This is a genomic window from Streptomyces sp. NPDC044064 (assembly GCF_056434245.1).
This window is the reverse complement of the sequence record NZ_JBWKFN010000012.1, coordinates 212,067-238,644: the sequence shown is the minus strand read 5'-3', so window position 1 is coordinate 238,644 and position 26,578 is coordinate 212,067. Positions and strand designations below refer to the sequence as shown.

Below are 26,578 nucleotides of genomic sequence, written 5' to 3'. Positions count from 1 at the left end.
GACCCGCACCAGGGGTGGCGTAGGGGCTCCGGCCCGTACGCCACCCGCCCGCCCGCCCATGTACACCGACGACGGGGGACCCACGCATGTCCGACACCGCCCGCGGCGGCCTCGCCGAGGCCCGCCTCTACCTCTGCACGGACGCCCGCCGCCGGCAGGGCGACCTCGCCGAGTTCCTGGACGCGGTCCTGGCCGGCGGTGTCGACATCGTGCAGCTGCGCGACAAGGGCATGGAGGCCGCCGAGGAGCTGGAGCACCTGGCGGTCTTCGCCGACGCCTGCGCCCGGCACGGCAAGCTGCTCGCGGTCAACGACCGGGCCGACGTCGCCCACGCCGCCTCCGCCGGCGTGCTGCACCTCGGCCAGGGCGACCTCCCGGTTCCCGCGGCCCGCGCGATCCTCGGCGACGATGTCCTGATCGGCCGCTCCACACACGCCGAGTCCGAGGCGGCAGCGGCCGCCGTCCAGGAGGGCGTGGACTACTTCTGCACCGGGCCCTGCTGGCCCACGCCCACCAAGCCCGGCCGGCACGCCCCGGGCCTCGACCTGGTCCGGTACACCGCCGCCCTGGGCACCGACCGCCCCTGGTTCGCGATCGGCGGCATCGACCTCGGCAACCTGGACGAGGTGCTGGACGCGGGGGCCCGCCGGGTGGTCGTGGTCCGTGCGATCACCGAGGCCGACGACCCCGCGGCCGCGGCGGCGGAGTTCGCGAAGCGACTGCGCCAGGCGTAGGTCCGATCCCGGTCCGGACCCGGGTCTGTCCACCTTCTGTCCACGTTTTTGTCCAATGGGTGGACAGGAATCCGACAATTCGGGCAAATTTCCGGTGCCCGGTTGGGGGACCGCCCAGCCCTGGCTAACCTGCCGGTATGGCCCTCGGAACCGCATCCACCAGGACTGATCGAGCACGCACTGTGCGCGACATCCTCGCCGCCGGCAAGAAGACGTACTCGTTCGAGTTCTACGCGCCGAAGACCCCCAAGGGTGAGCGGAACCTGTGGAACGCGCTGCGGAGGGTCGAGGCGGTGGCCCCCGACTTCGTCTCGGTCACCTACGGCGCCGGCGGCTCCACGCGCACGACGACGGTCAGGGAGACCCAGCAGATCGTCGTGGACACGACGCTCACCCCGGTCGCCCACCTCACCGCGGTCGACCACTCCATCGCCGAGCTGCGCAACATCATCGGCCAGTACGCCGACGCCGGCATCCGCAACATGCTCGCCGTCCGCGGCGACCCGGCCGGCGACCCGATGGGCGACTGGGTCGCGCACCCGAGCGGCCTGATGTACGCGGCCGAGCTCGTCCGGCTCATCAAGGAGTCGGGCGACTTCTGCGTGGGCGTCGCCGCCTTCCCGGAGATGCACCCGCGGTCCACCGACTGGGACACCGATGTCGCGCACTTCGTCGACAAGTGCCGTGCGGGCGCCGACTACGCCATCACGCAGATGTTCTTCCAGCCGGAGTCGTACCTGCGGCTGCGCGACCGGGTCGAGGCCGCGGGCTGCGACACCCCGGTCATCCCCGAGGTCCTGCCGGTCACCAGCGTGAAGATGCTGGAACGGGTGCCCAAGCTCAGCACCGCGCAGTTCCCGGACGCCCTGAAAGAGCGGATCCTCACAGCGAAGGACGATCCGGCGGCGGTACGCTCCATCGGTATCGAGTTCGCCACGGAGTTCTGCGCACGGCTGCTGGACGAGGGAGTGCCCGGACTGCACTTCATCACCCTGAACAACTCCACGGCGACCCTGGAAATCTACGAGAACCTGGGCCTGCACCACCCCCCGCAGGCCTAGACCGGCCGCACCGCGATACGACACACTGCGTAGCGGTAACTGGGAGAGGGGCGTACATGGGCTGGACGGTCCTCTACATCGCGTTCGGCATCGTCGCACTGTGGTTGCTCGGCGAGGTGCTGCTGCAGTACAAGGCACGGCTGCGCTGGCGGCTGCTCGCCTTCGTCGGCTTCCTCGGTGTCGTGATCGGCGTGCTCATGCCGTCCGTCATCGTGATCGGTGTGGGCGCGATCGCCTTCGCGCTCGGCCAGACCTACGTCACGCTGTCGTTCCGCCGCGGCTTCGCCGCCGGCTGGGCGGTCAAGCGTCCCGACGCCGAGGCCGAGGGCGGGAGCAGCAAGCGCCGCCGCGGCAGGGCGGACCGGCACGACCCGAGCCTCGAAGTCTCCGACCTGGAGGCCGCCGAGGGCGACGACCGCGACGCCGACCACCGCCGTGACCAGCCGGCCTACGGCGACGACGACTACGACCACGACGACGTCTTCACCCCGGGCCGCCCGGCCGACCCCACGGCGGCCGAGACCACCACCGTCTACGAGCCGCAGCCCCTCCCGGACGACACGGGCTCCTACGGCGTCTACGGCGACACCGCCTACGCGGGCGCAGCCCAGGCCCAGGCCCAGGCCCAGGCCGCCGAGCAGAACTACGCCTACGACTACTCGGGCTACGCCCAGCAGGGCTACGGCTACGACACCGGCGGCCAGCAGCAGGGCTACGCCAACTACTCCGACCCGTACATCGGCACCCAGTCCTACGGCACCGGCTACGACCAGCAGCAGTACGCCCAGCAGGGCTACGGCCAGGACCCGTACGCCACCGGCGGCTACGGGGAGACCCCGGCCGGCGGAGTCTGGGTCCCGCAGCAGCGCAACGACGAGACCTACGGCGGCGAACTCCCGCAGGAGCAGCCGTATCCGTACCAGGGCCACGAGCAGCAGCCCCAGCCCGGCTCCGGGTACGACGAGCAGTACCGCTTCTGAGGCCCGCCGCGGCTCACTGCGAGCCGCGGAACTCTGGACCCTCCACGATCAGCCCGGCCACCAGCGCACCCGACATGCCGGAGTGCGGGAGACCGCCGCCGGGGTGCGACCAGCCGCCCACCCGGTACAGCCCGGGCAGGCGGGTGGTGTTCGCCGGGTACAGGTAATGGCCCCGGCCGGCGGCGAGCGCGGGAGCGGGCACGGCCCCGTACCGGGCACCCGTCTCCTCCTCCGTGTGCACCGGTGTGCGCACCTCGTGCCACAGCAGCCGCTCCCGCAGCCCGGGCACCGCGCGCCCGGCGGCTTCCAGCAGGAAGTCCGTGTAGCTCCGGACCGTGCCCTCGTCCTCCCAGCCGGCCTCGGCCGACACCACGGCGGACACCACCACGGACTCGTGCGCGTCGTCCGGTCTGAGCGCGGGGTCGTCCGGGCGCAGCACGGTCACCGTGGGACACACCGGCCGGTCGCCGCCGGGCGAGGCCAGGAAGTCCAGCTCGGTCTCGGCGTCCGGTGCGTGGACGACCGTGCGGTGGACGGCCCCGGGCTCGCGACCGCCCTGCAGGGCCAGCAGGGCCGTGAAGCGTCCGGGCCGGGGCAGGACCGGATCACCGGCCCGCACGTCCCCGTCCGCGTCCAGCGGATGCTCCGTCAGGGCCCGCAGCCGCGCCGGGTCCACGTCCGCCACCACGTGGTCCGCCTCGGCCGCCGAGCCGTCGGCCAGCTCCACCCCCGCCGCCCGGCCGTCCTTCTCCAGGATCCCGGTCACCTCGGCGCCGAAGCTGAACTCGACCCTCCGCCGCAGGCACCGCTCGTACACCGCGCGCGCCAGCTCCCGGATGCCCCCGCGCACGTACCAGGTGCCGAAGGCGTGCTCCATGTACGGCAGCACGGCCGCGCTCGCCGGAGCGGTCCGGGGATCGAGGCCGTACCCGAGCACATGGCTCTCCAGGAGGGCCGCAAGACGCTCGTCGCGCAGCTCCCAGGCACCGATCTCGGCCGGCGTGCCCGCCCGGCGCGTGCGCAGCAGCCGCTTGTGCGGGACCGCCGGATAGGGCTCCCGCTCGGCCAGCACCTGCCAGTCGGGCCACAGGGGCTCCTCCAGCAGCGGCCGGCGCGTGCGGTCCCAGGCCTCGCGGGCCCGCACCAGGAAGTCGCCCCAGCGCTGCCCGGCCCCCGCGCCCAGCGCCTCGTCCAGGGCGGCGACGACACCCGCGCGCGAGGCGTTCGGCAGGGACACCCGCGTACCGTCCGCGAAGACATGCCGCGCGGCCGGGTCGACCTGGACCAGCTCGACGACGTCCTCCAGCGGCTCCTTGCCGGTCTTGACGAACAGATCGCGGTACACGGCGGGCAGCGTCAGCAGCCCGGGGCCGGTGTCGAAGGCGAACCCGTCCCGCTCGAAGCGGCGCACCGCGCCGCCGTACGTGTCCGTACGCTCGTACACCGCCACCCGGTGGCCCGCGACGGCCAGCCGGGCAGCGGCCGCCATCGCGCCCATCCCGGCGCCGATCACCGCAATCCGTGCCATGCCCGCGACTTTATCGACCGCCACCGACAACGCGGCCCGCGGGCGGTCAGCCGGGCGGTCCGGGCACCCGCTGGGCCAGCCGTCGTTCCTCCCGGCGCTGGGCCCGGCGCCGCAGGAAGCGCCGGATCCGCGAGATCAGGAACACCAGCACCACGAGCCCGGAGACGAGCAGCACCGCCGCGACCACCGCGGCGGCCTCCGGATGGAATATCGCGAACGTGACGAGGCCGGCCACCCCGAGGTCCTCGGCGAGGCTCAGCACGAAGTTGCTGAGCGGCTCCGGCGAGGTGTTGACCGCCATCCGCGTCCCGGTCTTCACGGTGTGACTGGCCAGCGCGGTCGAACCGCCGATCAGCCCGGCCGCCACGTCCGACAGCGAACCGCTGTGCCCGGCGAGCAGAGCCCCGACCCAGGCGCCCGCGAGCGGCCGGACGACCGTGTGCACGGAGTCCCACGCCGAGTCGACGTACGGGATCTTGTCGGCGACCGCCTCGCACAGGAACAGCACGCCGGCCACGATCAGCACCTCGGGGCGCTGCAACGCCTGCGGGACGTCGTCGCTCACCCCCGTCACGCCGAAGAGGCCGAGGAGCAGCACCACCGCGTAGGCGTTGATGCCGCTGGCCCAGCCGCTGGTGAAGACCAAGGGGAGTACGGACACGGAGGCGATCGTAGCCAGCCGGCGGGCCGGCGTCGTGGGCCCGGGCACACACGCGTGAGTATCCGTACCTAGGCACCGAGATGAGTACGCGCGCGGATGGGGCGGGACAGGCGTGGACGGGAGAGTGGAGACACGGCAAGGGGGCGCGGACCGGCACCGCCGACACGGGGCGGCGGAGCGGCGCCCGCGCCCTGGCCGCTCCTTCCGCCGATCCGTCGGCGGAAGCGAGGCACGGGGGGCCCGGGGCAGACCACCACGGGGCACCGAAGGGGGAATCCGTACGGGGGAGCACGGGGGAGTACGGGAAGTACGGGGAGTGGAAAGGCGCCGGTCCGGCCAGCGGACCGGCGCCTTCCGTGTGCCCGGCGCCTTCCGAGTGCTCGCGGTGGGCTCAGCCCTTCCCGCTCACGCGCCCCTGGAGCAGCCGGGACAGGGCCGCGTGCACGTCGTCCAGAGAGCGCTCCGGCTGGAAGGACTTCCAGTCCAGGGCGGCCACCAGGACCATGCCGACCAGCGCGGCCGCCGTCAGCTGGACGTCGATCTCGTCGCTGAACTCGCCGGCCGCCACGCCCTCGCGCAGCACCCCCTCGACGACCGCGACGGCCTCCTGCCGCACGACCATCAGGGTGGACTGCCAGGCGCGGTTGGTGCGCCACAGTTCGGCCACGTAGAGCTGGGTGAAGGCCGGGTAGCGGTCGATGAAGACCAGTCCGGCGCGGACCATCGCGTCCAGCGCGTCCACCTTGCTGCCGCCCTCGGCCGCGGTCCGCTCGGCCGCCTCCCGCAGGGAGGCGGTGAGGAGGCCCACGCCGTGCCGCAGCAGCTCCTCGAAGAGGACCGACTTGCTCGCGAAGTTGTAGTAGACCGTGCCCTTCGCGACTCCGGCCCGCTCGGCGATCTCGTCCACCGTGGTGGCGGAGAAGCCCTGCTCGGCGATGAGCGTGACGGCCGCCTCGTAGAGCTTCTGCCGGGTTGCCTCGCGGCGCGTGCTGGTGCCGGACGTGGCGCTGCTGCTTTCCATGGCCCTGATTGTCACAGGTAAGCGCGCCTGCAGGGGCGTCTTGGGGATCACAGGCTCAGCTCCGGGTGCAGCCGGTCCAGGGTCCACACCTGGCGGCGCCGGGCCGCGAGCGCGGTCAGGGCCAGGGCGCCCGCGGTGAACGCGGCCAGTACCCCGCACGCCAGCCACACCGGGCCGAGCCCGCCGCCCGTGATCAGCCGGCGCAGGGCCGCCACGATGTAGCTCATCGGCAGGAACGGATGGAGGGCGTTGAAGAAGCCCGGGCTGGTCTGCACCGGGTAGGTGCCGCCCGCCGAGGTCAGCTGGAGCATCAGCAGGGCCAGCACGAGGATCCGGCCGGCCGCGCCGAAGCGGGCGTTGAGCCACTGCACGATCGCGGCGAAGCACGCCGTCACCAGGAACAGGAAGCCGACCGTGCCGGCCGCCCGCGCCATCTGCAGGCCGATCGCCCAGTGCAGCACGGACATCAGGGCCACCGTCTGCAGCACGCCCACCGCGGCCACCGGCAGCCAGCCGGCCAGCGCGATCCGCCAGCCCGGCGAACCGGCCGCCAGGGCACGCCGGTTGAGCGGCGGGATCAGCATGTACGCCACCATCGCGCCCACCCACAGGGACAGCGGGATGAAGTAAGGGGCGAAGCCGGTGCCGTAGTTGGGCGCCTTGTGCAGGTCGTGGGTGGCGAGCTGGACCGGGTCGGCCATCACGCCGGTGCGCTGGTCGCGGTCCTGCTTGTCGTAGTCGGGGATCTTCTTCGCGCCGTCGTGCAGGCCGCCGGCGAGCTTTCCGGAGCCGTCGACCAGCTTGTACATGCCGCCGTTCAGGGTCTGGGCGCCCGACTCGGCCGTCCCGATGCCCTGGTCGAGCTTCACCGCGCCGGTGCCGGCGGTGCCCAGTCCGGCATGGAGCTTCTTGGCGCCGGCGGCGACCTCGGCCGCGCCGTCGTTCAGCTTGTTGATCTTCGTGACGGCGTCGTTCACGTCCTCGTAGAGGTGCGGCGCGCGCTCGGCCAGGGCCTCGGACTGCGTCTGGAGCTTGGTGAGGTTGGTCCGCAGCGTCTTCAGGTCGCCGTTCTGGTCGGAGATCAGGGTGTTGAGGTCGTCGGCGACGGTGGCCACGTCGGCCGCCGCCTGCCTGGCCTTCTTCAGGTCGGGGCAGACGGGGTCGGGGATCGCCGCGCTCGCGCAGCGCGCCTGGTAGACCTCGTCCAGGACGGCCGCGGACGCGTGGGCCGTCCGTGCGGCGCCCGGCGCGAGCTTCACCAGGTCGTCGAGGTTGTGGCGGACCGCCTCGGCCGAGTCGGCGACCAGCCGAGCGGTGTCCCCGATCGTCTTCTCGTTGTCCTTCAGGAACGGTCCGGCCTTGCGGTAGACGCCGTTGACGTTGTCGGCGAGGGTCTGGGTGCCGTCCGCGACCCGCTGCGAGCCGTTCTCCAGGTCGCTCGAGCCCTGGGTGAGCTTCGTCAGGCCCTTGGAGAGCCTGCCGCTGCCGCTCTTGGCGTCCTTCAGGCCGTCGGCGAGGTCCTTGGAGCCCTTCTCGGCCTTCCCGAGGCCGCCCTTGAGCCGGTCGGCGCCCTCGGCCGCCGTCACGGTCTTGTCGTGGATGCCGGAGAAGGAGATGAAGATCTTGTCCAGGAAGGTCCGGGACGCATGGGTGGACGCGGCCCTGCGGACCTCGTTGAAGACCGTCCGGGAGATCTGGCCGACGATGTAGTTGTTCGCGTCGTTCGTGCGCACCCGCAGCGCGCCCGTCTCCGGGGAGTCGCCCGAGCTGGAGGCGATCCGGTCGCTGAAGTCGGCCGGCATCGTCAGCGACAGGTAGTAGGTGCCGTCCTCGACGCCCTTGCGGGCCTCGGCGTCGCTCACCTCGTGCCAGGCGAAGGTCTTGCTGTCGCGGAGCCCGGCCATGATGTCGTCGCCGGCCGTGATCTTCTTCCCGCCCGCCGTGGCGCCCTTGTCGTCGTTCACCAGGGCCACCGGGATGCGGTCCAGACGGCCGTACGGGTCCCAGAAGGACCACAGGTACAGGGCGCCGTAGAGCAGGGGCAGCACGAGCAGCGCGACCAGGGCGGCGCGCGGCAGCTTCCCGCGTCCGAAGCGCCTCAGCTCAAGCGCGGCCAGCCTGGGCGAGCGCATCGGCCTCCTCCTTCGTGTCGTTCTTCTCGTTCTTCTCGTTCTTCGCGCTGTTGCCGTCGCTCTCGGCTTCGCTCCGGTCGCTCTCGTCCTCGCTGCGCAGGGTGGGGACGACGACGCAGTCCTCGGGGGCGGTGCGGCACACCGCCACGACCGTGGTGCCCGCGCGCGCGATGGACCGCAGCAGGTCCCAGACCTCGGCGCGCTCGGCGTCCGAGAGCTTCGTCTCGACGTCGTCCACACCGAGCAGCCCGGGCCGGCCGAGCAGGGCCAGCGCGACGGACAGGCGCAGCTCCTCGATCCGCTCCAGATCGCGTACGGCCGTGCGGGGGCCCTTGGGGAGTGCGTCGAGGTCGAGTCCGGCGGCGGTCAGGGCCGCTTCGACGCGCTGCTGCGACGTACGGGCCCGGTCCGCCCGGCGGCGCAGCAGCAGGCGCGGCGAGTCGCCGAACCTGCGCTGCAGCAGGGCCCGTTCCCGCAGGTGCTCCCCGACGGTCAGGGCCGGTTCCAGGTCGGTGACACCGGCCACGTTGGCCACCGCGGTGACGCGGCGCACGGCCGCCAGGTGCCGGGGGATGCCGGACCCGCCCACGGTGGCCGTGCCCGCGGTGGCCTTCATCCGTCCCGTGAGCGCGAGCAGCAGGCACGTACGGCCGGAGCCGGACGGTCCCTCGATCGCGATCAGCGAACCGGGCTTCGCGTCGAAGGTGATGTCCCGGAAGGCCCACCCCCGCGGCCCCTTGAGCCCTAGGCCCTCGGCTGTGACGTCCACGCCGTCCACAAGCCCCCCTGCCTGCTTGCATCATTTTGAACTGACTGGTCAGTGCAAAAATACGCCCGAACCTGCGATCGAAGCAAAAGCCCAGGTCAGAACGGATTGTCAGTGCCATACCGCACGATGGGCACATACGGCACCTGTGCCGTCACCCAGACGACAGGAGGTTCGTCATGGCCAACTCGTCCGCAGCCGCCCACCGGCGCCGCGCCACCGGCCCTGCCCCCTCACTGACCGGCCCGGCGAGCGATGTGCACCCCGTGCTCCGCCGGGCCACGGCCCCGCCCGCCGCCCTCGACCTGCTGACGCTGGCCCGGTCCGGTCTCGAGGAGGCCGCCGCCCTGGAAACCCCCAACGAGCGCTATGCGACGGCCCACCTCGCCGCGCTGCGCACCGCCGCCGCCGTGCTCGCCGCCCGGGCCCGGCCCGAGACCTCCCCGCGCCGCCGGGCCCGGATCCGCAGCGCCTGGGAGGTGCTCCCCGAGATCGCCCCCGAACTGACCGAGTGGAGCGCGCTCTTCGCCTCCGGTGCCACCCGCCGGGCCCGCGCCGAGGCGGGCATCCGGGGAGCGGCCGGACAGCGGGACGCCGACGACCTGATACGCGACGCGGGGATGTTCCTCCGCATCGTCGAGCGGATGCTGGTGCTCCAGCCCGTCCTGCCCCAGCCCCGGCAGGACACCGGCGAGCGCGGCGGCCCGGGCCCGCACGGTGGCCTCCCGGACGCGGGCTGACCGGCGGCGGTCCACCGGTCGGAACGGACACGGCAGTGCACCTCCGCGGTGACCAGGTACGGCGCCGGAGGCAATAGGGTGGAGTCCGCCTGAAGCCGTCCGCCCTGCCGAGGAGTCAACTGCCGTGTCGGACCCGATGCGCCCGCCCGTCTCCCCCGACCACCCTCACACGACGTCGCTGCGCTCCGGCTCCTCCCGACCCCGCGCCTCTCTCCGTACCGCCGTGGTCTGGGAGGTCCTCCAGGACGCCCTCGACCGCCGGATCAAGGCCACGGGGCGGGACTCGCTGGACGTGCTCGACACCGGAGGCGGCAGCGGCAACTTCGCCGTGCCCCTCGCCCGCCTCGGTCACCGTGTCACCGTCGTCGACCCCAGCCCGAACGCGCTGTTCGCACTGGAGCGCCGAGCCGCCGAGGCCGGTGTCGCCGACCGGGTCAAGGGTGTTCAGGGCGATGCCCTCGGCCTGTTCGAGGTGGTCGAGCGCGGCGGCTACGACGCCGTGCTGTGCCACGGCGTCCTGGAGTACGTCGACGACCCCGCCGAGGGTCTGCGCAACGCGGTCGCCGCGCTGCGCCCCGAGGGAGTCCTCAGCGTGCTCGCCGCCGGCCTCGGCGGTGCCGTCCTCGCCCGGGCCCTCGCCGGTCACTTCACGGAGGCCAAGCAGGCCCTGGAGAATCCGGAGGGCCGCTGGGGCGCCGGCGACCCGATGCCGCGCCGCTTCACCGCGGAACAGCTCACCGCGCTGGTCGAGGGTGCGGGCCTGAGCGTCGGTGCGGTGCACGGCGTGCGGGTCTTCGCCGACCTGGTGCCCGGCGTCCTCGTGGACACCGAGCCCGGCGCCCTCGACGCCCTGCTCAAGCTGGAGGCCGCGGCGGCCGAACTGCCCGCCTTCCACTCCGTCGCCACCCAGCTCCATGTGCTCGGTGAGACGCGGGGGGCCGCGGGGGCCTGAGCGGCGTTCCGGGACCCGGCGCTGATCAGGGACTTGGCGGCAGATGGAGTACGCCACAAGACCCCCGATCGAGCGGTTTGCGCCGTATGATCGAGGTATACCGTCCGGCATGACGGCTCGGTCGCCGGGGAATGGAAGCCTCAGCGAGCCGGGACGGCCATGGCGGATTCCGGTTGGCCTATTGGCGTAGAGGGGCGGGTTTCACGGGGGCGATTCCCTGCCTATCCTGAAGGGACCCCCCGGGTCGCCCCGGCGACTGCACGATGAGGAGGACTCCGTGCCGCTCTCGGAGCACGAGCAGCGCATGCTCGAGCAGATGGAGCGAGCGCTGTACGCCGAAGATCCCAAGTTCGCGTCGGCGCTTGAGGGAAGTGGGCTGCGGACGTACACCCGGCGGCGGGTCTACCAGGCGGTCGTGGGCTTCCTCGTGGGTATCGCGCTCCTCATGGCCGGAATGGTCGCACAGCAGATCTGGGTCAGCGTGGTGGGCTTCCTCGTCATGCTGGGCTGTGCCGTACTCGCGGTCACAGGCTGGCGGAAGGCACCCAAGCCGGGTGAGCAGCCCGCGGCCGCCCCGCGCCGCCAGGTACGGCAGAAGCGTTCCATGATGGACCGGATCGAGCAGCGCTGGCAGCGCCGCAGGGACGAGCAGCAGGGCCACTAGCCGCTCGCCGGTTCGCGCCCGTCACAGGTTCGCGCACACCACAGCAGACATCCGTGAGGGGTGACCACCAGCCGGTGGTCACCCCTCACGCGTTCTCCTGTCTCAGCCCTGCTGCCCCGAAGGCCTGCGCAGCGTCGGCCGGGCCGCCACCGCACGCGCCCTGAGCGCCGACCACCGGGCCGACACCGCCCACAGCACCCGCACCGCCGACCGCGGTGCGAACCGTGCCCGCAGCCGCGTCCCGGCGCTCACGCCGCCGTTCAGGCCGGCGATCACCCGGCGCGCGTCCTCGGCCAGGCCCGCCACCGGGCGCGGCCGGGGCGCGTAGAGCACCTGCTCCAGTGCGTCCGCCACCCGGTGCACGGCGGCCCCGGCCGCCGGGTCGAGATCTCCCAGCCGCACGATCCGGGCCGCGGCCTTGCGCGGGGTCTGCGACTCGTCCGGCAGGATGCCCACGTCCCAGGCGCTGTCGACCAGCTCGTGCCAGGCCGCCAGCGTGTGTGCCGCCGCGCCCTGTTCGGTCCGCGCGTGCGCGCCGAGCCGTACGGAGCGCACGCGCGCCCGCCACAGCATGGGCGCCAGCGGGATCGCCAGCACCACCAGGCCGCCGAGCCCGATCAGCACGTACCACAGCCAGCGCCCCGAATCGCCGCCACCGCTGTCCAGGGCCACCGCCGCGGACGGGCTGCCGCACGGATCGAGCCCCCGCAGCTGGGCCGTGCAGTCCTCGCTCGGCGAGGCCGACACCGAGGGCGCCGCTGACGCCCCGTGGGACGGCAGGGCCTCGTCCGGCTCGGAGCTGCCGGGCGTCTTCGACACGGTGTACGACGGCACGGTGCCCCGGGTCGGGGTCGGCTCGAAGCGGGTCCAGCCCACGCCCTCGAAGTACAGCTCGGGCCAGGCGTGCGCGTCCTTCAGACTCACCGAGACCGAGCCGTCCGCCTGCGGGGTGCCGGGCGCGAAGCCCACCGCGACCCGGGCGGGGATGCCGAGCGTGCGGGCCATCGCCGCCATCGTGAAGGAGAAGTGGACGCAGAAGCCCTGCTTCTTCTTCAGGAAGGCCGCGATCGCGTCGGGGCCGCGGCCGACCTCCACCTGGGTGTCGTACTGGAAGCCGCCGGACACCGCGAAGTAGTCCTGGAGCTTGACCGCCTCCTCGTAGTGGCTCGCCGAGCCCGCGGTGATCTCCTCGGCGGTCCTGGCCACCACCTTCGGCAGCCTGGACGGCACCTTGGTGTACTCGCGCCGCAGCGCCGCCGGCGGCTGCTTGGCCGCGGCCAGCTGCTCGGCGGTCGGCTGCACGTCCAGGCTGTTCACCTGGTAGGTCTCGCCCCGCGTGTTCTGGCCGTGGTCACCGACGAGCGTCATGCCGACGGGCTCGTACCGCCAGTTGCCGCTGACCCGCACGCCGCTCGGCGGGTACGGCATCGGCAGCCAGTCCTGCGCGTACCAGTCCGCCGCCGTGATCGTCGTCTTCACGGTGGTGCGCTTGACGCCCGTGCCCAGGCCCACGGGTGTGGGGAGGACGTCGGGCACGCCGACGATGTGCCGCTGGGACGGCTTCCAGGTGGTGCCGTCGAAGTCGTCCAGCGAGACGATCCGCAGGTACATGTCCGAGAGATCGCCGGCACTGGTCTTCAGGGACAGCACCTGGCGGTCGTTCTCCACGTTCAGGCTGTCGCGCAGTGACACCAGGGGGTTGACCGCGGAGATCGTGCCGCCGTTCCCGTTGCCCGGGCCGACGCCCGCTCCGGCGGCGTCCAGCAGGCCGCCCTGCATCGCGGGCAGGGCCAGCGGCACCACCAGGGCGACACCGAGGGCGACCGCGCCGATCCGGCGTCCGGAGCGCACCGGGGCCACCGCGCCGGCCTCCGGGTCGCCCGGGGCGTGGGCCGCGGCGCCGAAGACCCGGCCCCACTGGGCCAGCCGCTCCCGGCCCTCGGAGAGCAGCAGCATCAGATAGCCGGCCGCCGCGACCAGGAACCACAGCCAGTCGGTGCCGCCGCCGGACAGTCCCGCGGCCACCGAGTACAGCGCGAGCAGCGGCAGTCCGGCCGGGGCGGCGCTGCGGAAGGTCACCGCGAGGGTGTCCACCAGCAGGCCGATCACCAGGACACCGCCGATCAGCATCAGATTGATGCCGTCGGTCAGCGGTGCCGGTATCGCGTACCGGCTGACGTCGTCGGAGCCCTGCTGGAGCAGGTCACCGAAGTGCCGGAAGGCCTCCGGACCGGGGACCAGCCCGCCGAGCGCCTGCTGCCGGGCGAAGACCAGGGTCAGCATCATCAGGGTGACCAGGACCTGCGCCGCCACGGTCAGCGGCCGCGCCAGCGGCACCCGCCGGGCGGCCGCGCCCACTCCGGTCTGCACGGCGACCATCAGCACCGTCTGGAACAGCCACGTGGGCTGGTCGACCAGGGGCAGCAGTGCGCACGCGGCCATCAGCGTCGCCGCGGCGGCACAGAGGGCAAGTCGTGCCCGGCCGCTCATCACAGTGCCTCCCCGCTCACCGCGGTCAGGCCCGAGCGTTCCCGGTCGGCCTGCCGCCACAGATCGTTCAGCGAGGCGCCGCGCGGCACGCTCAGCGCCGTCCAGCCCGCCTCGCGCAGCATGCGCAGCCGCTCGTCCTGCCGGCCGCCCGGGCCCGGTACGTCCGTGGCCTCCCGCACCCAGGTGTCCGGGTCCAGCACGAACGCGATCGCACCGCCGCTGCGTTGGCGCATCTTCGCGACCACCGCGGCCTGCTCCTCGTCGAGATCGCCCAGGAAGGCGACCAGCAGCCCCCCGTTCCCGCCGCGCAGTCCGTCGTACGCCCGGGACAGGTTCGTGCCGTCGGAGTGGTCGATCACCGCGAGGGTGTCCATCATCAGCCCGGCCGCGTCCGCGGAGTTTTGCCCGGCGCCCGCGAACCCGTCGGCGCCCTCGCCGGGCACCGAGCTGCCGTTCTCCGTCAGCAGGCGGACCGTGAAGCCCCGTTCGAGCATGTGCACCAGGACCGAAGCGGTGCCCGAGACGGCCCACTCGAAGGCCGAGTCGGGGCCCGCGCCCTCGTAACCGATGCCCCGGGTGTCCAGCAGGACCGTGCAGCGCGAGCGGCGCGGCTGCTCCTCGCGGCGCACCATCAGCTCGCCGTAGCGCGCGGTGGAGCGCCAGTGCACCCGGCGCAGGTCGTCGCCGTAGCGGTACCCGCGAGGGATCACGTCGTCCTCGCCCGCGAGGGCCAGCGAGCGCTGCCGCCCGTCGCCGTACCCCTTGGCCTCACCGCTGAACCGGACCGGCGACAGCGGCTCCACGCGCGGTATGACGGTGAGCGAGTCGAACGTCGAAAAGGCGCGGGTGAGTTCGCACATCCCGAACGGGTCGGTCAGCCGCAGCTGCAGCGGACCCAGCGGATAGCGGCCGCGCAGGTCCGAGCGGACCCGGTAGGACACCTCGCGGCGGCCGCCCGGCTCCACCCGGTCCAGCACGAAGCGCGGCCGGGGCCCGAGCACGTAGGGCACCCGGTCCTGGAGCATCAGCAGGCCCGTGGGCAGCCGGGAGACGTTGTCCACCCGCAGGTGCACCCGGGCCTCGCTGCCCGCGGGCACGCGCGCGGGGGAGAGCCGGCGGCTGCCGGCCACCCGGTAGCGCGTGCGGTAGAGCACGGTCGCGCACAGCAGGGGCAGCACGGCCAGCAGCAGGCCGACCCGCAGCAGATCCTCCTGGCCCAGCACGTACGCGCAGATCGAGGCCGCGATCCCGGCGGCCAGGAAGGAACGACCGCGCGTGGTGAGCCCCGCCAGGGCCGTCCGGACCCCGCCCGCCTCCCCGCGGTCGGGCTCCGCCTGCCCCGTCCCCCCGGCGCTCATCACAGACTCCGCGGGGGCTGCTGCGGATAGGCCGGGACACCCCGGCCGAGACCTCCGAAGCCGCTCTGCTGCTGCGGCGCCGCGGGCACCGGGGTGTGCTGCAGGATCTCCAGCACCACCTGTTCGGACGTCCGGCGGTTGAGCTGGGCCTGGGCGGTGGGCAGCAGCCGGTGGGCGAGGACGGCGACGGCGAGTGCCTGGACGTCGTCCGGCAGCGCGTACTCCCGGCCGCTGAGGGCGGCGGACGCCTTCGCCGCGCGCAGCAGATGCAGCGTCGCGCGCGGGGAGGCGCCGAGTCTGAGATCGGGGTGCGTGCGGGTGGCCGCGACCAGCTCCACCGCGTACCGCCGCACCGCCTCGGAGACGTGCACCCCGCGCACCGCCTCGATCAGCTTCACGATCTCGTGCGCGTGCGCCACCGGCTGGAGGTCCTCCAGCGGGGAGACCCCGCCGTGCACGTCCAGCATCTGCAGCTCGGCCTCGACGCTCGGGTAGCCGACGGAGACCCGGGCCATGAAGCGGTCGCGCTGCGCCTCGGGCAGCGGATAGGTGCCCTCCATCTCCACCGGGTTCTGCGTGGCCACCACCATGAAGGGACTGGGCAGCTCGTAGCTGTGCCCGTCGATGGTGACCTGGCGCTCCTCCATGGACTCCAGCAGCGCCGACTGGGTCTTGGGCGAGGCGCGGTTGATCTCGTCGCCGATCACGATCTGCGCGAAGATGGCGCCCGGCTTGAACTCGAAGTCCCGGCGCTGCTGGTCCCAGATGGACACACCGGTGATGTCCGATGGCAGCAGGTCGGGCGTGAACTGGATGCGCCGCACGGAGCAGTCGATGGACCGCGCCAGTGCCTTGGCAAGCATCGTCTTGCCCACGCCGGGGACATCCTCGATCAACAGATGTCCCTCGGCGAGCAGTACGGTCAGCGAAAGCCGTACGACCTCGGGCTTGCCCTCGATCACACCCTCCACCGAACTGCGGACACGCTCCACAGTGGCGGTCAGATCAGTGAGGCTCGCTCGATCGTCATAGGTCGTCACCCGGCCCTCCTCGGCCCGTTCTTACTCGGGCCGACGCTCTGCGATGCGAAACCGGCCCACCCCGAAAACACGGACACCGCGTGGAAAAGGTTCCACGCGACGCCCACACCCCGCATTCTTGCTGCCGTTACCGATTCGTGTCACTCGCCTGTGGACAACTGCCCGCACGATGTCGGTCTTACGACCTTTTCGACCACTGTTTTCGATGCCGTGCGGGGGAATGTTTTCCCGGCGCGGGGGTGTTCGGGGTGGGCCGACGGCCCCGCTCAGGCCGGGTCGACCTCGCGCAGCAGGCCGGTGCGCACGTCGAAGACGAAGCCGCGCACGTCGTCGGCGTGCAGCAGGAACGGCGAGGTGCGCACCCGCTGCATCGACTGACGCACGTCCTGGTCGACGTCCCGGAAGGACTCCACCGCCCACGCCGGACGCTGGCCGACCTCCATCTCCAGCTCGGTGCGGAAGTCCTCGGTGAGGGCCTCCAGGCCGCAGCCGGTGTGGTGGATCAGGACGATGCTGCGGGTGCCGAGCTTGCGCTGGCTGATGGTCAGGGAGCGGATCACGTCGTCGGTGACCACGCCGCCCGCGTTGCGGATCGTGTGACAGTCGCCGAGCTGCAGGCCGAGGGCGGCGTGCAGGTCGAGCCGGGCGTCCATACAGGCCACCACGGCCACGTGCAGGACCGGACGGGCGTCCATGCCGGGGTCGGTGAAGGCCTCGGCGTAGTGCTCGTTGGCCTCCACCAGGCGGTCCGTCACGGTGCCACCGGTGGTTATGGCGTCTTCGGATCCAGTGGGAACTGCTGCGGAAGTCGTCATAGTCACGACGTTACTGGTCACCCCCGGTCCCGGCCTGCTGTGAGAGCGGACAAAGAACGTCATCGTGGCTTGTTGTGAGCTAACCCACACGGAGGGCAAACGTGGGCCGGACGGGTGAATCTTTTCGAATTGCCACTCCGCCCGAGGTGCAGTACGCGACGCGCAGGCTGGTTGATTGACCGCGAGACACGGTGGACTAAAGTGACGCGAAGCGGGAGGGGCGGCTCTCCCTGCTGGTGAAATCCCCGGAGACCCCGGCCCACACCCGGACCGTCTCCCCACGTGCGCGGCGCGTACGTACGGCTCGGCCTCCTCCCGCTCCCGGTCGGCTGACGCTTCCGGCGCCGGCAGGCCTCCCCTTCACGGAGCGGGCGGGGACCCGGCGGTGCGTACGGCCCGCCGGAACTGAGAGGCCCCCTTGAGCCAGAGTCGACACGTCCCGGTGATGCTCCAGCGGTGCCTGGATCTGCTGGCGCCCGCCCTGGAGCGGCCGGGAGCGGTGGTCGTCGACTGCACCCTCGGCCTCGGCGGCCACAGCGAGGCCCTGCTGACGCAGTTCCCCGAGGTGCGGCTCGTCGCCCTCGACCGGGACAAGGAGGCGCTGCGCCTGTCCGGCGAGCGGCTCGCGCCCTTCGGTGACCGGGCCACCCTGGTGCACGCCGTCTACGACGAGCTGCCCGACGTACTGGACCGGCTGCGCATCCCGCGCGTGCAGGGCGTCCTGTTCGACCTCGGCGTCTCCTCCATGCAACTGGACGAGGCCGACCGCGGCTTCGCCTACGCCCAGGACGCCCCCCTCGACATGCGCATGGACCAGACGACCGGCATCAGCGCCGCCGAGGTCCTCAACACCTATCCGGCGGGCGAGCTGGTCCGGATCCTGCGCGCGTACGGCGAGGAGAAGCAGGCCAAGCGGATCGTCTCCGCGATCGTCCGCGAGCGCGAGAAGGAGCCGTTCAGCAATAGCGCGCGGCTCGTCGAGCTGATCCGGGACGCGCTGCCGCAGGCCGCCAAGCGCACCGGGGGCAACCCGGCCAAGCGCACCTTCCAGGCGCTGCGCATCGAGGTCAACGGCGAGCTGTCCGTCCTGGAGCGGGCGATCCCGGGCGCGGTGAAGGCTCTCGGCGTCGGCGGACGCATCGCCGTGCTGTCGTACCACTCGCTCGAGGACCGGCTGGTGAAGCAGGTGTTTGCGGCCGGCGCCGCGTCCACCGCGCCGCCCGGGCTGCCGGTCGTGCCCGAGCGCTACCAGCCGCGGCTCAAGCTGCTCACACGCGGTGCCGAACTTCCCACCGAGGAAGAGGTCGCCGAGAACCGCAGGGCCGCCCCGGCCCGGCTGCGGGGCGCCGAGCGCATCAGGGAGGACGCCGAGTGAGCGAATCGGGTCGGTTGGGTTTCCGAACTCACCCGTCGGCGCGCCGGAGCCACCGGAGGCCCAGTGAGTAGGAAACCCGAACTGAAGGGGAGGGCCGCCCGGCTCGCCCGGCTCTTCCCGGCCGGCCGCGCCCGCGCGGCCCGCACCCCGTTCGTCCTCCTCGTCGTCCTGCTGCTGGGCGGCGGTCTCATCGGGCTGCTGGTGCTCAACTCCGCCCTCAGCGAAGGCTCGTTCAAACTCGACGACCTGCAGAAGCAGACGAAGGGCCTCACCGACGAGGAACAGGCCCTGCAGCGGGACATCGACGCCTACTCGTCGCCCGACGCCCTCCAGCGCCGTGCCCGCGAACTCGGCATGGTCCCGGGCGGTGACCCGGCCTTCCTCGGCTCCGACGGCAAGGTGAAGGGCGTACCGAACGCGGCCGTCCCCGAGCCGGCCACCTTCGCCCAGCCGGTCGCCCCGGAGACCGTCCTCACGGCCCCGGGCGCCTCCGTGCCGCCCTCGGTCGCCGCGACCCCCTCGCTCCCCCCGGTCGCGCCGGCACAGCCGCCCGTGACCTCCGCCCCCTCGGCCCCGGCCCCGGCGGCCGCCCCGGCCGGGGCGGTGCCACCACCGCCCACCGCCCTCCAGTCCGCGCCCACCCCGACCCCCGGCAGGTGACGGAAGTGTCCGACAGGGAAGCGCAGCGCCGCCGCGTGCCCGGCCCCGCGAAGCCGCCCCGGCCGCGGGGCGCCGTACGGCGGCAGCCCGGGCCCGGTGCCCGTCCGGCCCGCCGGCCGGGCGGGGCCCGGCCCATGCCCCCGCCCGCCCTCCGGCTCGGCAGCCCCCGCCCCCGGCTGCGCATGGTCGGCCTCGCGCTCACCCTGGTGCTGCTCGCCTTCGTCGTACGGCTGCTCCAGGTCCAGGCCGTCGACGCCGACGCGTACGCCGCCAAGGCCGAACTGAACCGGTACGTCGTGCACACCCTGGCCGCCGAGCGCGGCCAGATCACCGACCGCAACGGCGTGGCCCTCGCCATCAGCGAGGACGCGTACGACATCACGGCCGACCCGACGATGTTCACCGCCGAGCAGCTCAAGACCGGCGACGGGCCCGAGCAGGCGGCCGCACTGCTCGCGCCGATCCTCGGCCAGGACCAGGCCACGATCGTCAAGAAGCTCAGGCCCACGAACAAGCTGTCGCGCTACGCACGGCTCGCCACCCGGCAGACCCCGCAGGTCTGGAAGCAGATCAAGGACCTGAAGAGCGCGCTCGCCCGGAAGGCCAGGACGGACAGCGGCTCGGCCAACGTGCTCGCCGGCGTCTTCGCCGACCCCAGCAGCCAGCGCGTGTACCCCAACGGCGAGCTCGCCGCCGGGATACTGGGCTGGGTCAACGCCGAGGGCCAGGGTGGCGGCGGCATCGAGCAGGAGCTGAACAAGCAGCTGTCCGGCAAGGCCGGCAAAATCCGCTACGCCCAGTCCGGCGGCCGCGAGGTGCCCACCGCGGGCTCGACGGAGACACCCGCCGTGCCCGGCAGCGACGTCGAGCTCACCATCGACCGCGACATCCAGTGGGCCGCGCAGAACGCCATCACCGAGCAGGTCAAGAAGTCCAAGGCGGACCGCGGCTACGTCATCGTCCAGGACACCCGCACCGGCGAGATCCTGGCCATGGCCGACTCGCCCGGCTTCGACCCGAACGACCTGTCGAAGGCCGACGGGGCGGCCATGGGCAACGCGGCCGTCCAGGACGCCTACGAGCCCGGTTCCACCGCCAAGGTGATGTCGATGGCGGCGGTGCTGGAGCAGAACGCGGCCACCCCGCTCACCCACGTCGTCGTACCGAACCGGCTGCACCGCGGCGACCGCCTCTTCCAGGACGACATCGACCACAAGACCTGGTACCTCACGCTCAACGGCGTGCTCGCCAAATCCAGCAACATCGGCACCATCCTCGCCACCGGCCAGCTCGGCAGGACCCAGCCGGAGGCCAACAAGGTCCTCGACTCGTACCTGCGCAAGTTCGGCATCGGCGGTGCCACCGGGCTCGGCTTCCCCGGCGAGACCAGGGGCATCCTCGCGCCCGTCGGCAAGTGGTCGACGTCGCAGCAGTACACGATTCCTTTCGGTCAGGGCTTCTCCCTGAGCGCCATGCAGGCCGCATCCGTGTACTCGACGATCGCCAACGGCGGTGTCCGCGTCGAGCCGACCCTGGTGCGCGGCACCGAGGGCGCCGACGGCCGCTTCACCCCTGCAACGCAGCCCAGGAAATCGCGCGTGGTCAGCGAGAAGACGGCCAGGACGCTCGCCCAGATGCTGGAGTCCGTGGTGGACGACGAGCAGGGCACCGGTGCCAAGGCCCGTATTCCCGGCTACCGGGTCGCGGGCAAGACGGGTACGGCCAACCGCGTGGACCCGGCCACCGGCCGCTACCGCGGCTACACCTCGTCGTTCGCCGGATTCGCACCCGCGGACAACCCGCGGATCACCGTCTACTGCGCCATCCAGAACGCCACGTCCGGCAACTACTTCGGCGGCCAGATCTGCGGACCCATCTACAAGCAGGTGATGGAGTTCGCCCTGAAGACCCTCCAGATCCCGCCGACCGGGGCGAAGCCGGCGAACCTGCCCGTCGACTACAAGCCCTGATCAGCCCCACCCCGCACCACCGGAACACCACCAGGAACGAGCCCGTGAGAACGATCACCCCCGATTCCGGGAACCAAGGCGCCGCAGAGCCCTCACTTCGCTCCGGAGCGGGTGCGCCCGGTACGCTCACCGCCGTGCCACACGCTGATCAGTCCCAAATCACCCAGAAGGGCGCTTCCGTGACATATCCGGGACCGCCGCGACCGGTTCAGGTCTCCGCCACACCCCTCGCGGAACTGGCCGATCAGCTGGGTGCCGCCGCTCCGGACAGCGCCGCCGAGGTCACGGGGATCACCCATGACTCGCGCGCCGTCCGCCCCGGCGACGTGTACGCCGCCCTTCCGGGCGCCCGCCTGCACGGCGCCGACTTCGTGACCCAGGCCGCCGGCCTCGGCGCGGTCGCCGTGCTGACCGACCCGACGGGCGCCGAGCGCGCCGCGGCGACCGGACTGCCGGTCCTGGTCGTGGAGGACCCGCGCGGGCGGATGGGCGAACTGGCGGCGACGATCTACGGCCGCCCCGGCCGTGACCTGCTCCAGATCGGCATCACCGGCACCTCGGGCAAGACCACCACCGCCTACCTGGTCGAGGGCGGTCTCAGGACCACCCGCGAGACCGGGCTCATCGGGACCGTCGAGATGCGCATCGGCGACGAGCGCATCAAGTCCGAGCGCACCACCCCCGAAGCCACCGATCTGCAGGCCTTGTTCGCGGTCATGCGCGAACGCGGCGTCGAGGCGGTCGCCATGGAGGTCTCCAGCCACGCCCTGGTCCTCGGCCGGGTCGACGGCTGTGTCTTCGACATCGCCGTGTTCAACAACCTCAGCCCGGAACACATGGAGTTCCACTCCGACATGGAGGACTACTTCCGGGCCAAAGCACAGCTGTTCACGCCGAAACGCAGCAAACTCGCTGTGATCAACGCCGACGACGAGTACGGCCGCCGGCTCGCGAAGGAGGCGACCGTCCCGGTCGTCACCTTCTCCGCCGAGGGCCACCCCGACGCCGACTGGCGCGCCCAGGACGTCCACGTCGGCCCCATGGACTCGACGTTCACCGTCGTCGGCCCCGAGGGCGAGCGCATCCACGCCAAGTCGCCGCTGCCGGGCCCCTTCAACGTGGCGAACACCCTCGCCGCCATCGTCGCCCTCGCCGTGGCCGGCCTCGACCCGCAGGTCGCCGCCGACGGCGTAGCCGCCGTACCGGGTGTCCCCGGCCGCCTGGAGCGGGTGGACGCCGGGCAGCCCTACCTCGCCGTCGTCGACTACGCGCACAAGACCGACGCGGTCGAGTCGGTGCTCAAGGCGCTGCGCAAGGTCACCAAGGGCCGGCTGCACGTCGTTCTCGGCTGCGGCGGCGACCGTGACCAGACCAAGCGCGCCCCGATGGGCGCCGCCGTGGCCCGGCTCTCCGACACGGCCGTGCTGACCTCCGACAACCCCCGCTCCGAGGACCCGCTCGCGATCCTCGCGACCATGCTCCAGGGCGCGGCCTCCGTGCCCGCGCACGAGCGCGGCGAGGTGCTCCTGTTCGAGGACCGGGCCGCCGCGATCGAGGCCGCCGTGGGCCGCGCACAGCCCGGCGACACCGTGCTGGTCGCGGGCAAGGGCCATGAGCAGGGCCAGGACATCGCCGGCGTGGTCCGTCCCTTCGACGACCGCCAGGTGCTTCGCGAAGCTATCCAGAAGACCCAGGGATGAACTTGTGATCGCCCTCTCCCTCGCCGAGATCGCAGCAGTCGTCGGCGGGCAGACGCACGACATACCGGATCCGTCCGTCCAGGTCACCGGACCGGTCGTCCGGGACTCCCGCGAGGTGGTGCCCGGCACCCTGTTCGCCGCGTTCGTCGGTGAGCGCGTGGACGGCCACGACTTCGCGCAGGCCGTCGTGGAGGCGGGCGCGGTCGCCGTACTGGCGTCGCGTCCCGTCGGCGTGCCCGCGATCGTCGTGGACGACGTCCAGGCCGCCCTCGGTGCCCTCGCCCGCCACGTCGTGCAACGGCTCGGCGCGACCCTCGTCGCCCTGACCGGCTCGGCCGGCAAGACCAGCACCAAGGACCTCATCGCCCAGGTGCTCCAGAGCAAGGCGCCGACCGTGTTCACGCCCGGCTCGCTCAACAACGAGATCGGGCTGCCGCTGACCGCTCTGTCCGCCACCGAGGACACCCGGTTCCTCGTCCTGGAGATGGGCGCGCGCGGCATCGGCCACATCCGCTATCTCGCCGGCCTCACCCCGCCGAAGATCGGCCTGGTGCTCAACGTCGGCACCGCCCACATCGGCGAGTTCGGCGGCCGTGAGCAGATCGCGCAGGCCAAGGGCGAGCTGGTGGAGGCGCTGCCCGAGGACGGGGCCGCGATCCTCAACGCCGACGACCCGTTGGTACGTGCCATGGCCTCCCGTACCAAGGCGAAGGTGGTCCTTTTCGGAGAGTCGGCCGAAGCGGACGTACGCGCCGAGAACGTGCGACTCACGGACAGCGGACAGCCCGCCTTCAGGCTTCACACACCCTCCGGTGCAAGCGATGTGACCATGCGCCTGTACGGTGAGCACCACGTGTCGAACGCGCTCGCCGCGGCCGCCGTCGCCCATGAGCTGGGTCTGTCCGCGGAAGAGATCGCCACCGCGCTCTCCGAGGCGGGCTCCCTCTCCCGCTGGCGGATGGAGGTCACCGAGCGCCCGGACGGCGTGACCATCGTCAACGACGCCTACAACGCCAACCCCGAGTCCATGCGGGCCGCCCTCAGGGCGCTCGCGGCCATGGGCAAGGGGCGCCGCACGTGGGCGGTGCTCGGCAAGATGGCCGAGCTGGGGGACGAGGCGCTCGCCGAGCACGACGCCGTCGGACGGCTCGCCGTCCGGCTCAACGTCAGCAAGCTCGTCGCGGTCGGGGGGATTGAGGCCTCCTGGCTGCAACTGGGCGCATATAACGAGGGTTCGTGGGGTGAGGAGTCGGTGCACGTGTCCGACGCACAGGCGGCGGTCGACCTGTTGCGCAGCGAGTTGCGCCCAGGGGACGTCGTACTCGTGAAGGCGTCCCGTTCGGTGGGGCTCGAAAGCGTCGCCCAGGCGCTCGTCGAGACGGGTGCCGAGGGTGAGGTTGCCGCCCGATGATGAAGCAGATCCTGTTCTCGGGAGTCATCGGCCTCTTCCTGACCCTGATCGGGACCCCGCTGCTGATCAAGCTGCTGGCCCGCAAGGGGTACGGCCAGTACATCCGTGACGACGGCCCGCGTGAGCACGCCAGCAAGCGCGGTACGCCCACCATGGGTGGTATCGCCTTCATCCTGGCGACGATCGCCGCGTACTTCCTGAGCAAGCTCATCACCGGCTACCCGCCCACCTACTCCGGCCTGCTGGTGCTCGGCCTGATGTTCGGCATGGGTCTGGTCGGCTTCCTGGACGACTACATCAAGATCGTCAAGCGGCGCTCGCTGGGTCTGCGGGCCAAGGCCAAGATGGCCGGCCAGCTGATCGTCGGCATCGGCTTCGCGGTGCTGTCGCTGATGTTCGCCGACGCCCGGGGCAACACCCCGGCGTCCACCAAGCTGTCGTTCATCACGGACTTCGGCTGGTCCATCGGCCCGGTGCTGTTCGTCGTCTGGGCGCTGTTCATGATCCTGGCGATGTCGAACGGCGTGAACCTCACCGACGGTCTGGACGGCCTCGCCACCGGCGCCTCCGTCCTCGTCTTCGGCGCCTACACGTTCATCGGCGTGTGGCAGTTCCAGGAGTCCTGCGCCAACGCGGGCACCCTGACCAACCCGGCCGCCTGCTACGAGGTGCGCGACCCGCTGGACCTCGCCGTGGTCGCCTCCGCCCTGATGGGCGCCTGTCTGGGCTTCCTGTGGTGGAACACCTCGCCGGCGAAGATCTTCATGGGCGACACCGGTTCGCTCGCCCTCGGCGGTGTCCTGACGGGCCTGGCCATCCTCTCCCGCACGGAGCTGCTGGTGGCCATCATGGGCGGCCTGTTCGTCCTCATCACCATGTCGGTCGTCATCCAGGTCGGCTCCTTCCGGCTCACCGGCAGGCGCGTCTTCCGGATGGCGCCACTCCAGCACCACTTCGAACTCAAGGGCTGGTCCGAGGTCCTGGTGGTGGTCCGCTTCTGGATCATCCAGGGAATCTGTGTGATTGTCGGACTTGGCCTCTTCTATGCGGGATGGGCAGCGGACAAGTGACCTCCTCGGTGCCTTCTGAGCCTTCTGACTTCCAGGGCAAGCACGTCACCGTCGCCGGGCTCGGCGTCTCCGGCGTCCCGGCGGCGAAAGTGCTGCACGCGCGCGGGGCGATCGTCACGGTCGTCAACGACGGCGACGACGCACGCGCGCGTGAGCAGGCCGCGGAGCTGGAGGCGCTCGGCATCACCGTGCGCCTCGGCGACGGGGCGACCCTGCCGGAGGGCACCGAGCTGATCGTCACCGCGCCCGGCTGGAAGCCGGACAAGCCGCTGTTCCTCGCGGCCGGGCGGGCGGGCGTGCCCGTCTGGGGCGACGTGGAGCTGGCCTGGCGCCTGCGGGGCCCCGACGCGGCCCCCTGGCTGGCCGTGACCGGCACCAACGGCAAGACCACCACCGTCCAGATGCTGGCGTCGATCCTGGAGGCCGCAGGCCTGCGCACGGCCGCCGTCGGCAACATCGGCGTCTCCCTGCTGGACGCGGTCCTCGGCGAGGAGCGCTACGACGTCCTGGCCGTCGAACTGTCCAGCTACCAGCTCCACTGGGCGCCCTCCCTGCGCGCCCACTCCGCGGTCGTCCTGAACCTCGCCCCGGACCACCTCGACTGGCACGGCTCCATGGAGGCCTACGCCGCCGACAAGGGCCGGATCTACGAAGGCAACCGGGTCGCCTGCGTCTACAACGTGGCCGACAAGCTCACCGAGGACCTGGTGCGAGAGGCGGACGTGGAGGAGGGCTGCCGCGCCATCGGCTTCACCCTCGGCACCCCGGGCCCCTCCCAACTCGGCGTCGTGGACGGCATCCTGATCGACCGCGCCTTCGTGGAGAACCGCCACAAGAACGCGCAGGAGCTGGCCGAGGTCTCCGACGTCAACCCGCCGGCCCCGCACAACATCGCCAACGCCCTTGCCGCCGCGGGCCTCGCGCGCGCCTTCGGGGTGCCCGCGAGGGCCGTGCGCGACGGTCTCAGGGCCTTCCGGCCGGACGCCCACCGCATCGCACACGTCGCCGACATCGACGAAGTGGCCTACGTGGACGACTCCAAGGCGACCAACACCCATGCCGCGGAAGCCTCTTTGGCGGCATATGAGTCGATTGTATGGATTGCGGGCGGTCTGGCGAAGGGTGCGACCTTCGACGAGCTGGTCGCCAAGTCGGCAAAGCGACTTCGCGGTGCCGTCCTTGTCGGCGCGGATCGTGCCCTGATCCGCGAGGCCCTCGCGCGACACGCCCCGGAAGTACCCGTCGTCGACCTCGAACGGGCCGACACTGGGGCGATGCTCCAGGCGGTGACGGAGGCGAAGCGGCTCGCGCAGCCCGGCGACACGGTGCTGCTGGCCCCGGCCTGTGCCTCCATGGACATGTTCACCAACTACAACCAGCGCGGTGACGCGTTCGCGGAGGCGGTCCGCGAACTCGGCGCGGGCGCCTGACGGCGGGTCTCGGCCACCTG

General features: G+C 72.1%; 22 protein-coding genes. 13 read left to right on the top strand and 9 right to left on the bottom strand.

The window, feature by feature from the left end; genetic code table 11:
* The first annotated feature begins 86 nt into the window (after nt 1-86).
* The 3 genes from thiE (at nt 87) to AC07DS_RS21325 (ending at nt 2,775) form a co-directional block, all read left to right on the top strand.
* The gene (gene thiE / locus AC07DS_RS21335) at nt 87-734 is read left to right on the top strand and encodes a thiamine phosphate synthase (protein ID WP_385171876.1); all 648 of its coding nucleotides are present in this window, start codon (nt 87-89) and stop codon (nt 732-734) included.
* Between the two features lie 137 nt (nt 735-871).
* The gene (gene metF / locus AC07DS_RS21330) at nt 872-1,795 is read left to right on the top strand and encodes a methylenetetrahydrofolate reductase [NAD(P)H] (RefSeq protein WP_479147443.1); all 924 of its coding nucleotides are present in this window, start codon (nt 872-874) and stop codon (nt 1,793-1,795) included.
* 56 nt (nt 1,796-1,851) lie between these two features.
* On the top strand, nt 1,852-2,775 hold the full coding sequence (locus tag AC07DS_RS21325; RefSeq protein ID WP_479147441.1) for an SCO2102 family sporulation regulator: 924 nt from the start codon (nt 1,852-1,854) through the stop codon (nt 2,773-2,775).
* 13 nt (nt 2,776-2,788) lie between these two features.
* Here the strand turns inward: AC07DS_RS21325 and AC07DS_RS21320 are convergent, their stop codons facing one another.
* The 5 genes from AC07DS_RS21320 to AC07DS_RS21300 form a co-directional block, all read right to left on the bottom strand.
* A complete protein-coding gene (locus AC07DS_RS21320) occupies nt 2,789-4,303 on the bottom strand; it encodes a phytoene desaturase family protein (protein ID WP_479147439.1) in 1,515 nt (504 codons plus the stop codon).
* Between the two features lie 46 nt (nt 4,304-4,349).
* A complete protein-coding gene (locus AC07DS_RS21315) occupies nt 4,350-4,964 on the bottom strand; it encodes a DUF4126 domain-containing protein (RefSeq protein ID WP_479147437.1) in 615 nt (204 codons plus the stop codon).
* A 391-nt stretch (nt 4,965-5,355) separates the two neighbouring features.
* Entirely contained in the window at nt 5,356-5,985 is a 630-nt protein-coding gene (locus tag AC07DS_RS21310; RefSeq protein WP_145875252.1) for a TetR/AcrR family transcriptional regulator, read from the bottom strand.
* A 47-nt stretch (nt 5,986-6,032) separates the two neighbouring features.
* Nucleotides 6,033-8,117 carry a YhgE/Pip family protein gene (locus AC07DS_RS21305; RefSeq protein WP_479147435.1) on the bottom strand — a complete coding sequence of 695 codons (2,085 nt, stop codon included), beginning with the start codon at nt 8,115-8,117 and terminating at the stop codon, nt 6,033-6,035.
* Complete coding sequence (locus AC07DS_RS21300; protein WP_479147433.1) at nt 8,089-8,895, bottom strand: ATP-binding cassette domain-containing protein; 807 nt, start codon at nt 8,893-8,895, stop codon at nt 8,089-8,091. Before AC07DS_RS21300 ends, AC07DS_RS21305 begins: the two co-directional genes overlap by 29 nt.
* A 167-nt stretch (nt 8,896-9,062) precedes the next feature.
* Here AC07DS_RS21300 and AC07DS_RS21295 point away from each other — a divergent pair, with 167 nt between their 5' ends.
* The 3 genes from AC07DS_RS21295 (at nt 9,063) to AC07DS_RS21285 (ending at nt 11,239) form a co-directional block, all read left to right on the top strand.
* Complete coding sequence (locus AC07DS_RS21295; protein ID WP_479147432.1) at nt 9,063-9,623, top strand: SAV_6107 family HEPN domain-containing protein; 561 nt, start codon at nt 9,063-9,065, stop codon at nt 9,621-9,623.
* A 124-nt stretch (nt 9,624-9,747) separates the two neighbouring features.
* Complete coding sequence (locus AC07DS_RS21290) at nt 9,748-10,575, top strand: class I SAM-dependent methyltransferase (RefSeq protein ID WP_468807877.1); 828 nt, start codon at nt 9,748-9,750, stop codon at nt 10,573-10,575.
* 277 nt (nt 10,576-10,852) lie between these two features.
* Nucleotides 10,853-11,239, top strand: a complete 387-nt coding sequence (locus AC07DS_RS21285) for a DUF3040 domain-containing protein (RefSeq protein WP_145875246.1) — start codon at nt 10,853-10,855, stop codon at nt 11,237-11,239.
* A 102-nt stretch (nt 11,240-11,341) separates the two neighbouring features.
* Here the strand turns inward: AC07DS_RS21285 and AC07DS_RS21280 are convergent, their stop codons facing one another.
* The 4 genes from AC07DS_RS21280 to AC07DS_RS21265 all read right to left on the bottom strand — a co-directional run bounded on the left by AC07DS_RS21280 (nt 11,342) and on the right by AC07DS_RS21265 (nt 17,005).
* Entirely contained in the window at nt 11,342-13,729 is a 2,388-nt protein-coding gene (locus tag AC07DS_RS21280; protein ID WP_479147430.1) for a transglutaminase TgpA family protein, read from the bottom strand.
* Nucleotides 13,729-15,087: a DUF58 domain-containing protein gene (locus AC07DS_RS21275; protein ID WP_479147428.1), complete on the bottom strand. Its 1,359-nt coding sequence runs from the start codon at nt 15,085-15,087 to the stop codon at nt 13,729-13,731. Before AC07DS_RS21275 ends, AC07DS_RS21280 begins: the two co-directional genes overlap by 1 nt.
* Entirely contained in the window at nt 15,087-16,127 is a 1,041-nt protein-coding gene (locus tag AC07DS_RS21270) for an AAA family ATPase (RefSeq protein ID WP_479147425.1), read from the bottom strand. Before AC07DS_RS21270 ends, AC07DS_RS21275 begins: the two co-directional genes overlap by 1 nt.
* Nucleotides 16,128-16,393: 266 nt before the next feature.
* Nucleotides 16,394-17,005 carry a beta-class carbonic anhydrase gene (locus AC07DS_RS21265; RefSeq protein ID WP_479147423.1) on the bottom strand — a complete coding sequence of 204 codons (612 nt, stop codon included), beginning with the start codon at nt 17,003-17,005 and terminating at the stop codon, nt 16,394-16,396.
* A gap of 355 nt (nt 17,006-17,360) precedes the next feature.
* On the opposite strand from AC07DS_RS21265, the gene rsmH reads away from it, so the two are divergent.
* The 7 genes from rsmH to murD all read left to right on the top strand — a co-directional run bounded on the left by rsmH (nt 17,361) and on the right by murD (nt 26,558).
* On the top strand, nt 17,361-18,317 hold the full coding sequence (gene rsmH / locus AC07DS_RS21260) for a 16S rRNA (cytosine(1402)-N(4))-methyltransferase RsmH (protein ID WP_145875236.1): 957 nt from the start codon (nt 17,361-17,363) through the stop codon (nt 18,315-18,317).
* Between the two features lie 63 nt (nt 18,318-18,380).
* Nucleotides 18,381-18,977 carry a cell division protein FtsL gene (gene ftsL / locus AC07DS_RS21255; RefSeq protein WP_479147421.1) on the top strand — a complete coding sequence of 199 codons (597 nt, stop codon included), beginning with the start codon at nt 18,381-18,383 and terminating at the stop codon, nt 18,975-18,977.
* A gap of 5 nt (nt 18,978-18,982) precedes the next feature.
* Nucleotides 18,983-20,947 carry a peptidoglycan D,D-transpeptidase FtsI family protein gene (locus AC07DS_RS21250; protein ID WP_479147420.1) on the top strand — a complete coding sequence of 655 codons (1,965 nt, stop codon included), beginning with the start codon at nt 18,983-18,985 and terminating at the stop codon, nt 20,945-20,947.
* A gap of 44 nt (nt 20,948-20,991) precedes the next feature.
* Nucleotides 20,992-22,647, top strand: coding sequence for a UDP-N-acetylmuramoyl-L-alanyl-D-glutamate--2,6-diaminopimelate ligase (locus AC07DS_RS21245; RefSeq protein WP_479147418.1), 1,656 nt, complete (start codon nt 20,992-20,994; stop codon nt 22,645-22,647).
* 4 nt (nt 22,648-22,651) lie between these two features.
* Complete coding sequence (locus AC07DS_RS21240) at nt 22,652-24,058, top strand: UDP-N-acetylmuramoyl-tripeptide--D-alanyl-D-alanine ligase (protein ID WP_479147416.1); 1,407 nt, start codon at nt 22,652-22,654, stop codon at nt 24,056-24,058.
* Nucleotides 24,055-25,128: a phospho-N-acetylmuramoyl-pentapeptide-transferase gene (mraY, locus tag AC07DS_RS21235; RefSeq protein ID WP_186581281.1), complete on the top strand. Its 1,074-nt coding sequence runs from the start codon at nt 24,055-24,057 to the stop codon at nt 25,126-25,128. Before AC07DS_RS21240 ends, mraY begins: the two co-directional genes overlap by 4 nt.
* The gene (murD, locus tag AC07DS_RS21230; RefSeq protein WP_479147414.1) at nt 25,110-26,558 is read left to right on the top strand and encodes a UDP-N-acetylmuramoyl-L-alanine--D-glutamate ligase; all 1,449 of its coding nucleotides are present in this window, start codon (nt 25,110-25,112) and stop codon (nt 26,556-26,558) included. The genes mraY and murD overlap by 19 nt, the downstream gene beginning before the upstream one ends.
* Nucleotides 26,559-26,578 lie beyond the last annotated feature (20 nt).

What these genes read in the sequence shown, in the direction of transcription:
- thiE (WP_385171876.1), top strand. Translation starts at nt 87, where the DNA reads ATGTCCGACACCGCCCGCGGCGGCCTCGCCGAGGCCCGCCTCTACCTC.
- metF (WP_479147443.1), top strand. Translation starts at nt 872, where the DNA reads ATGGCCCTCGGAACCGCATCCACCAGGACTGATCGAGCACGCACTGTG.
- AC07DS_RS21325 (WP_479147441.1), top strand. Translation starts at nt 1,852, where the DNA reads ATGGGCTGGACGGTCCTCTACATCGCGTTCGGCATCGTCGCACTGTGG.
- AC07DS_RS21320 (WP_479147439.1), bottom strand. Translation starts at nt 4,303, where the DNA reads ATGGCACGGATTGCGGTGATCGGCGCCGGGATGGGCGCGATGGCGGCC.
- AC07DS_RS21310 (WP_145875252.1), bottom strand. Translation starts at nt 5,985, where the DNA reads ATGGAAAGCAGCAGCGCCACGTCCGGCACCAGCACGCGCCGCGAGGCA.
- AC07DS_RS21305 (WP_479147435.1), bottom strand. Translation starts at nt 8,117, where the DNA reads ATGCGCTCGCCCAGGCTGGCCGCGCTTGAGCTGAGGCGCTTCGGACGC.
- AC07DS_RS21295 (WP_479147432.1), top strand. Translation starts at nt 9,063, where the DNA reads ATGGCCAACTCGTCCGCAGCCGCCCACCGGCGCCGCGCCACCGGCCCT.
- AC07DS_RS21280 (WP_479147430.1), bottom strand. Translation starts at nt 13,729, where the DNA reads ATGAGCGGCCGGGCACGACTTGCCCTCTGTGCCGCCGCGGCGACGCTG.
- AC07DS_RS21275 (WP_479147428.1), bottom strand. Translation starts at nt 15,087, where the DNA reads ATGAGCGCCGGGGGGACGGGGCAGGCGGAGCCCGACCGCGGGGAGGCG.
- AC07DS_RS21265 (WP_479147423.1), bottom strand. Translation starts at nt 17,005, where the DNA reads ATGACGTTCTTTGTCCGCTCTCACAGCAGGCCGGGACCGGGGGTGACC.
- mraY (WP_186581281.1), top strand. Translation starts at nt 24,055, where the DNA reads ATGATGAAGCAGATCCTGTTCTCGGGAGTCATCGGCCTCTTCCTGACC.
- murD (WP_479147414.1), top strand. Translation starts at nt 25,110, where the DNA reads ATGGGCAGCGGACAAGTGACCTCCTCGGTGCCTTCTGAGCCTTCTGAC.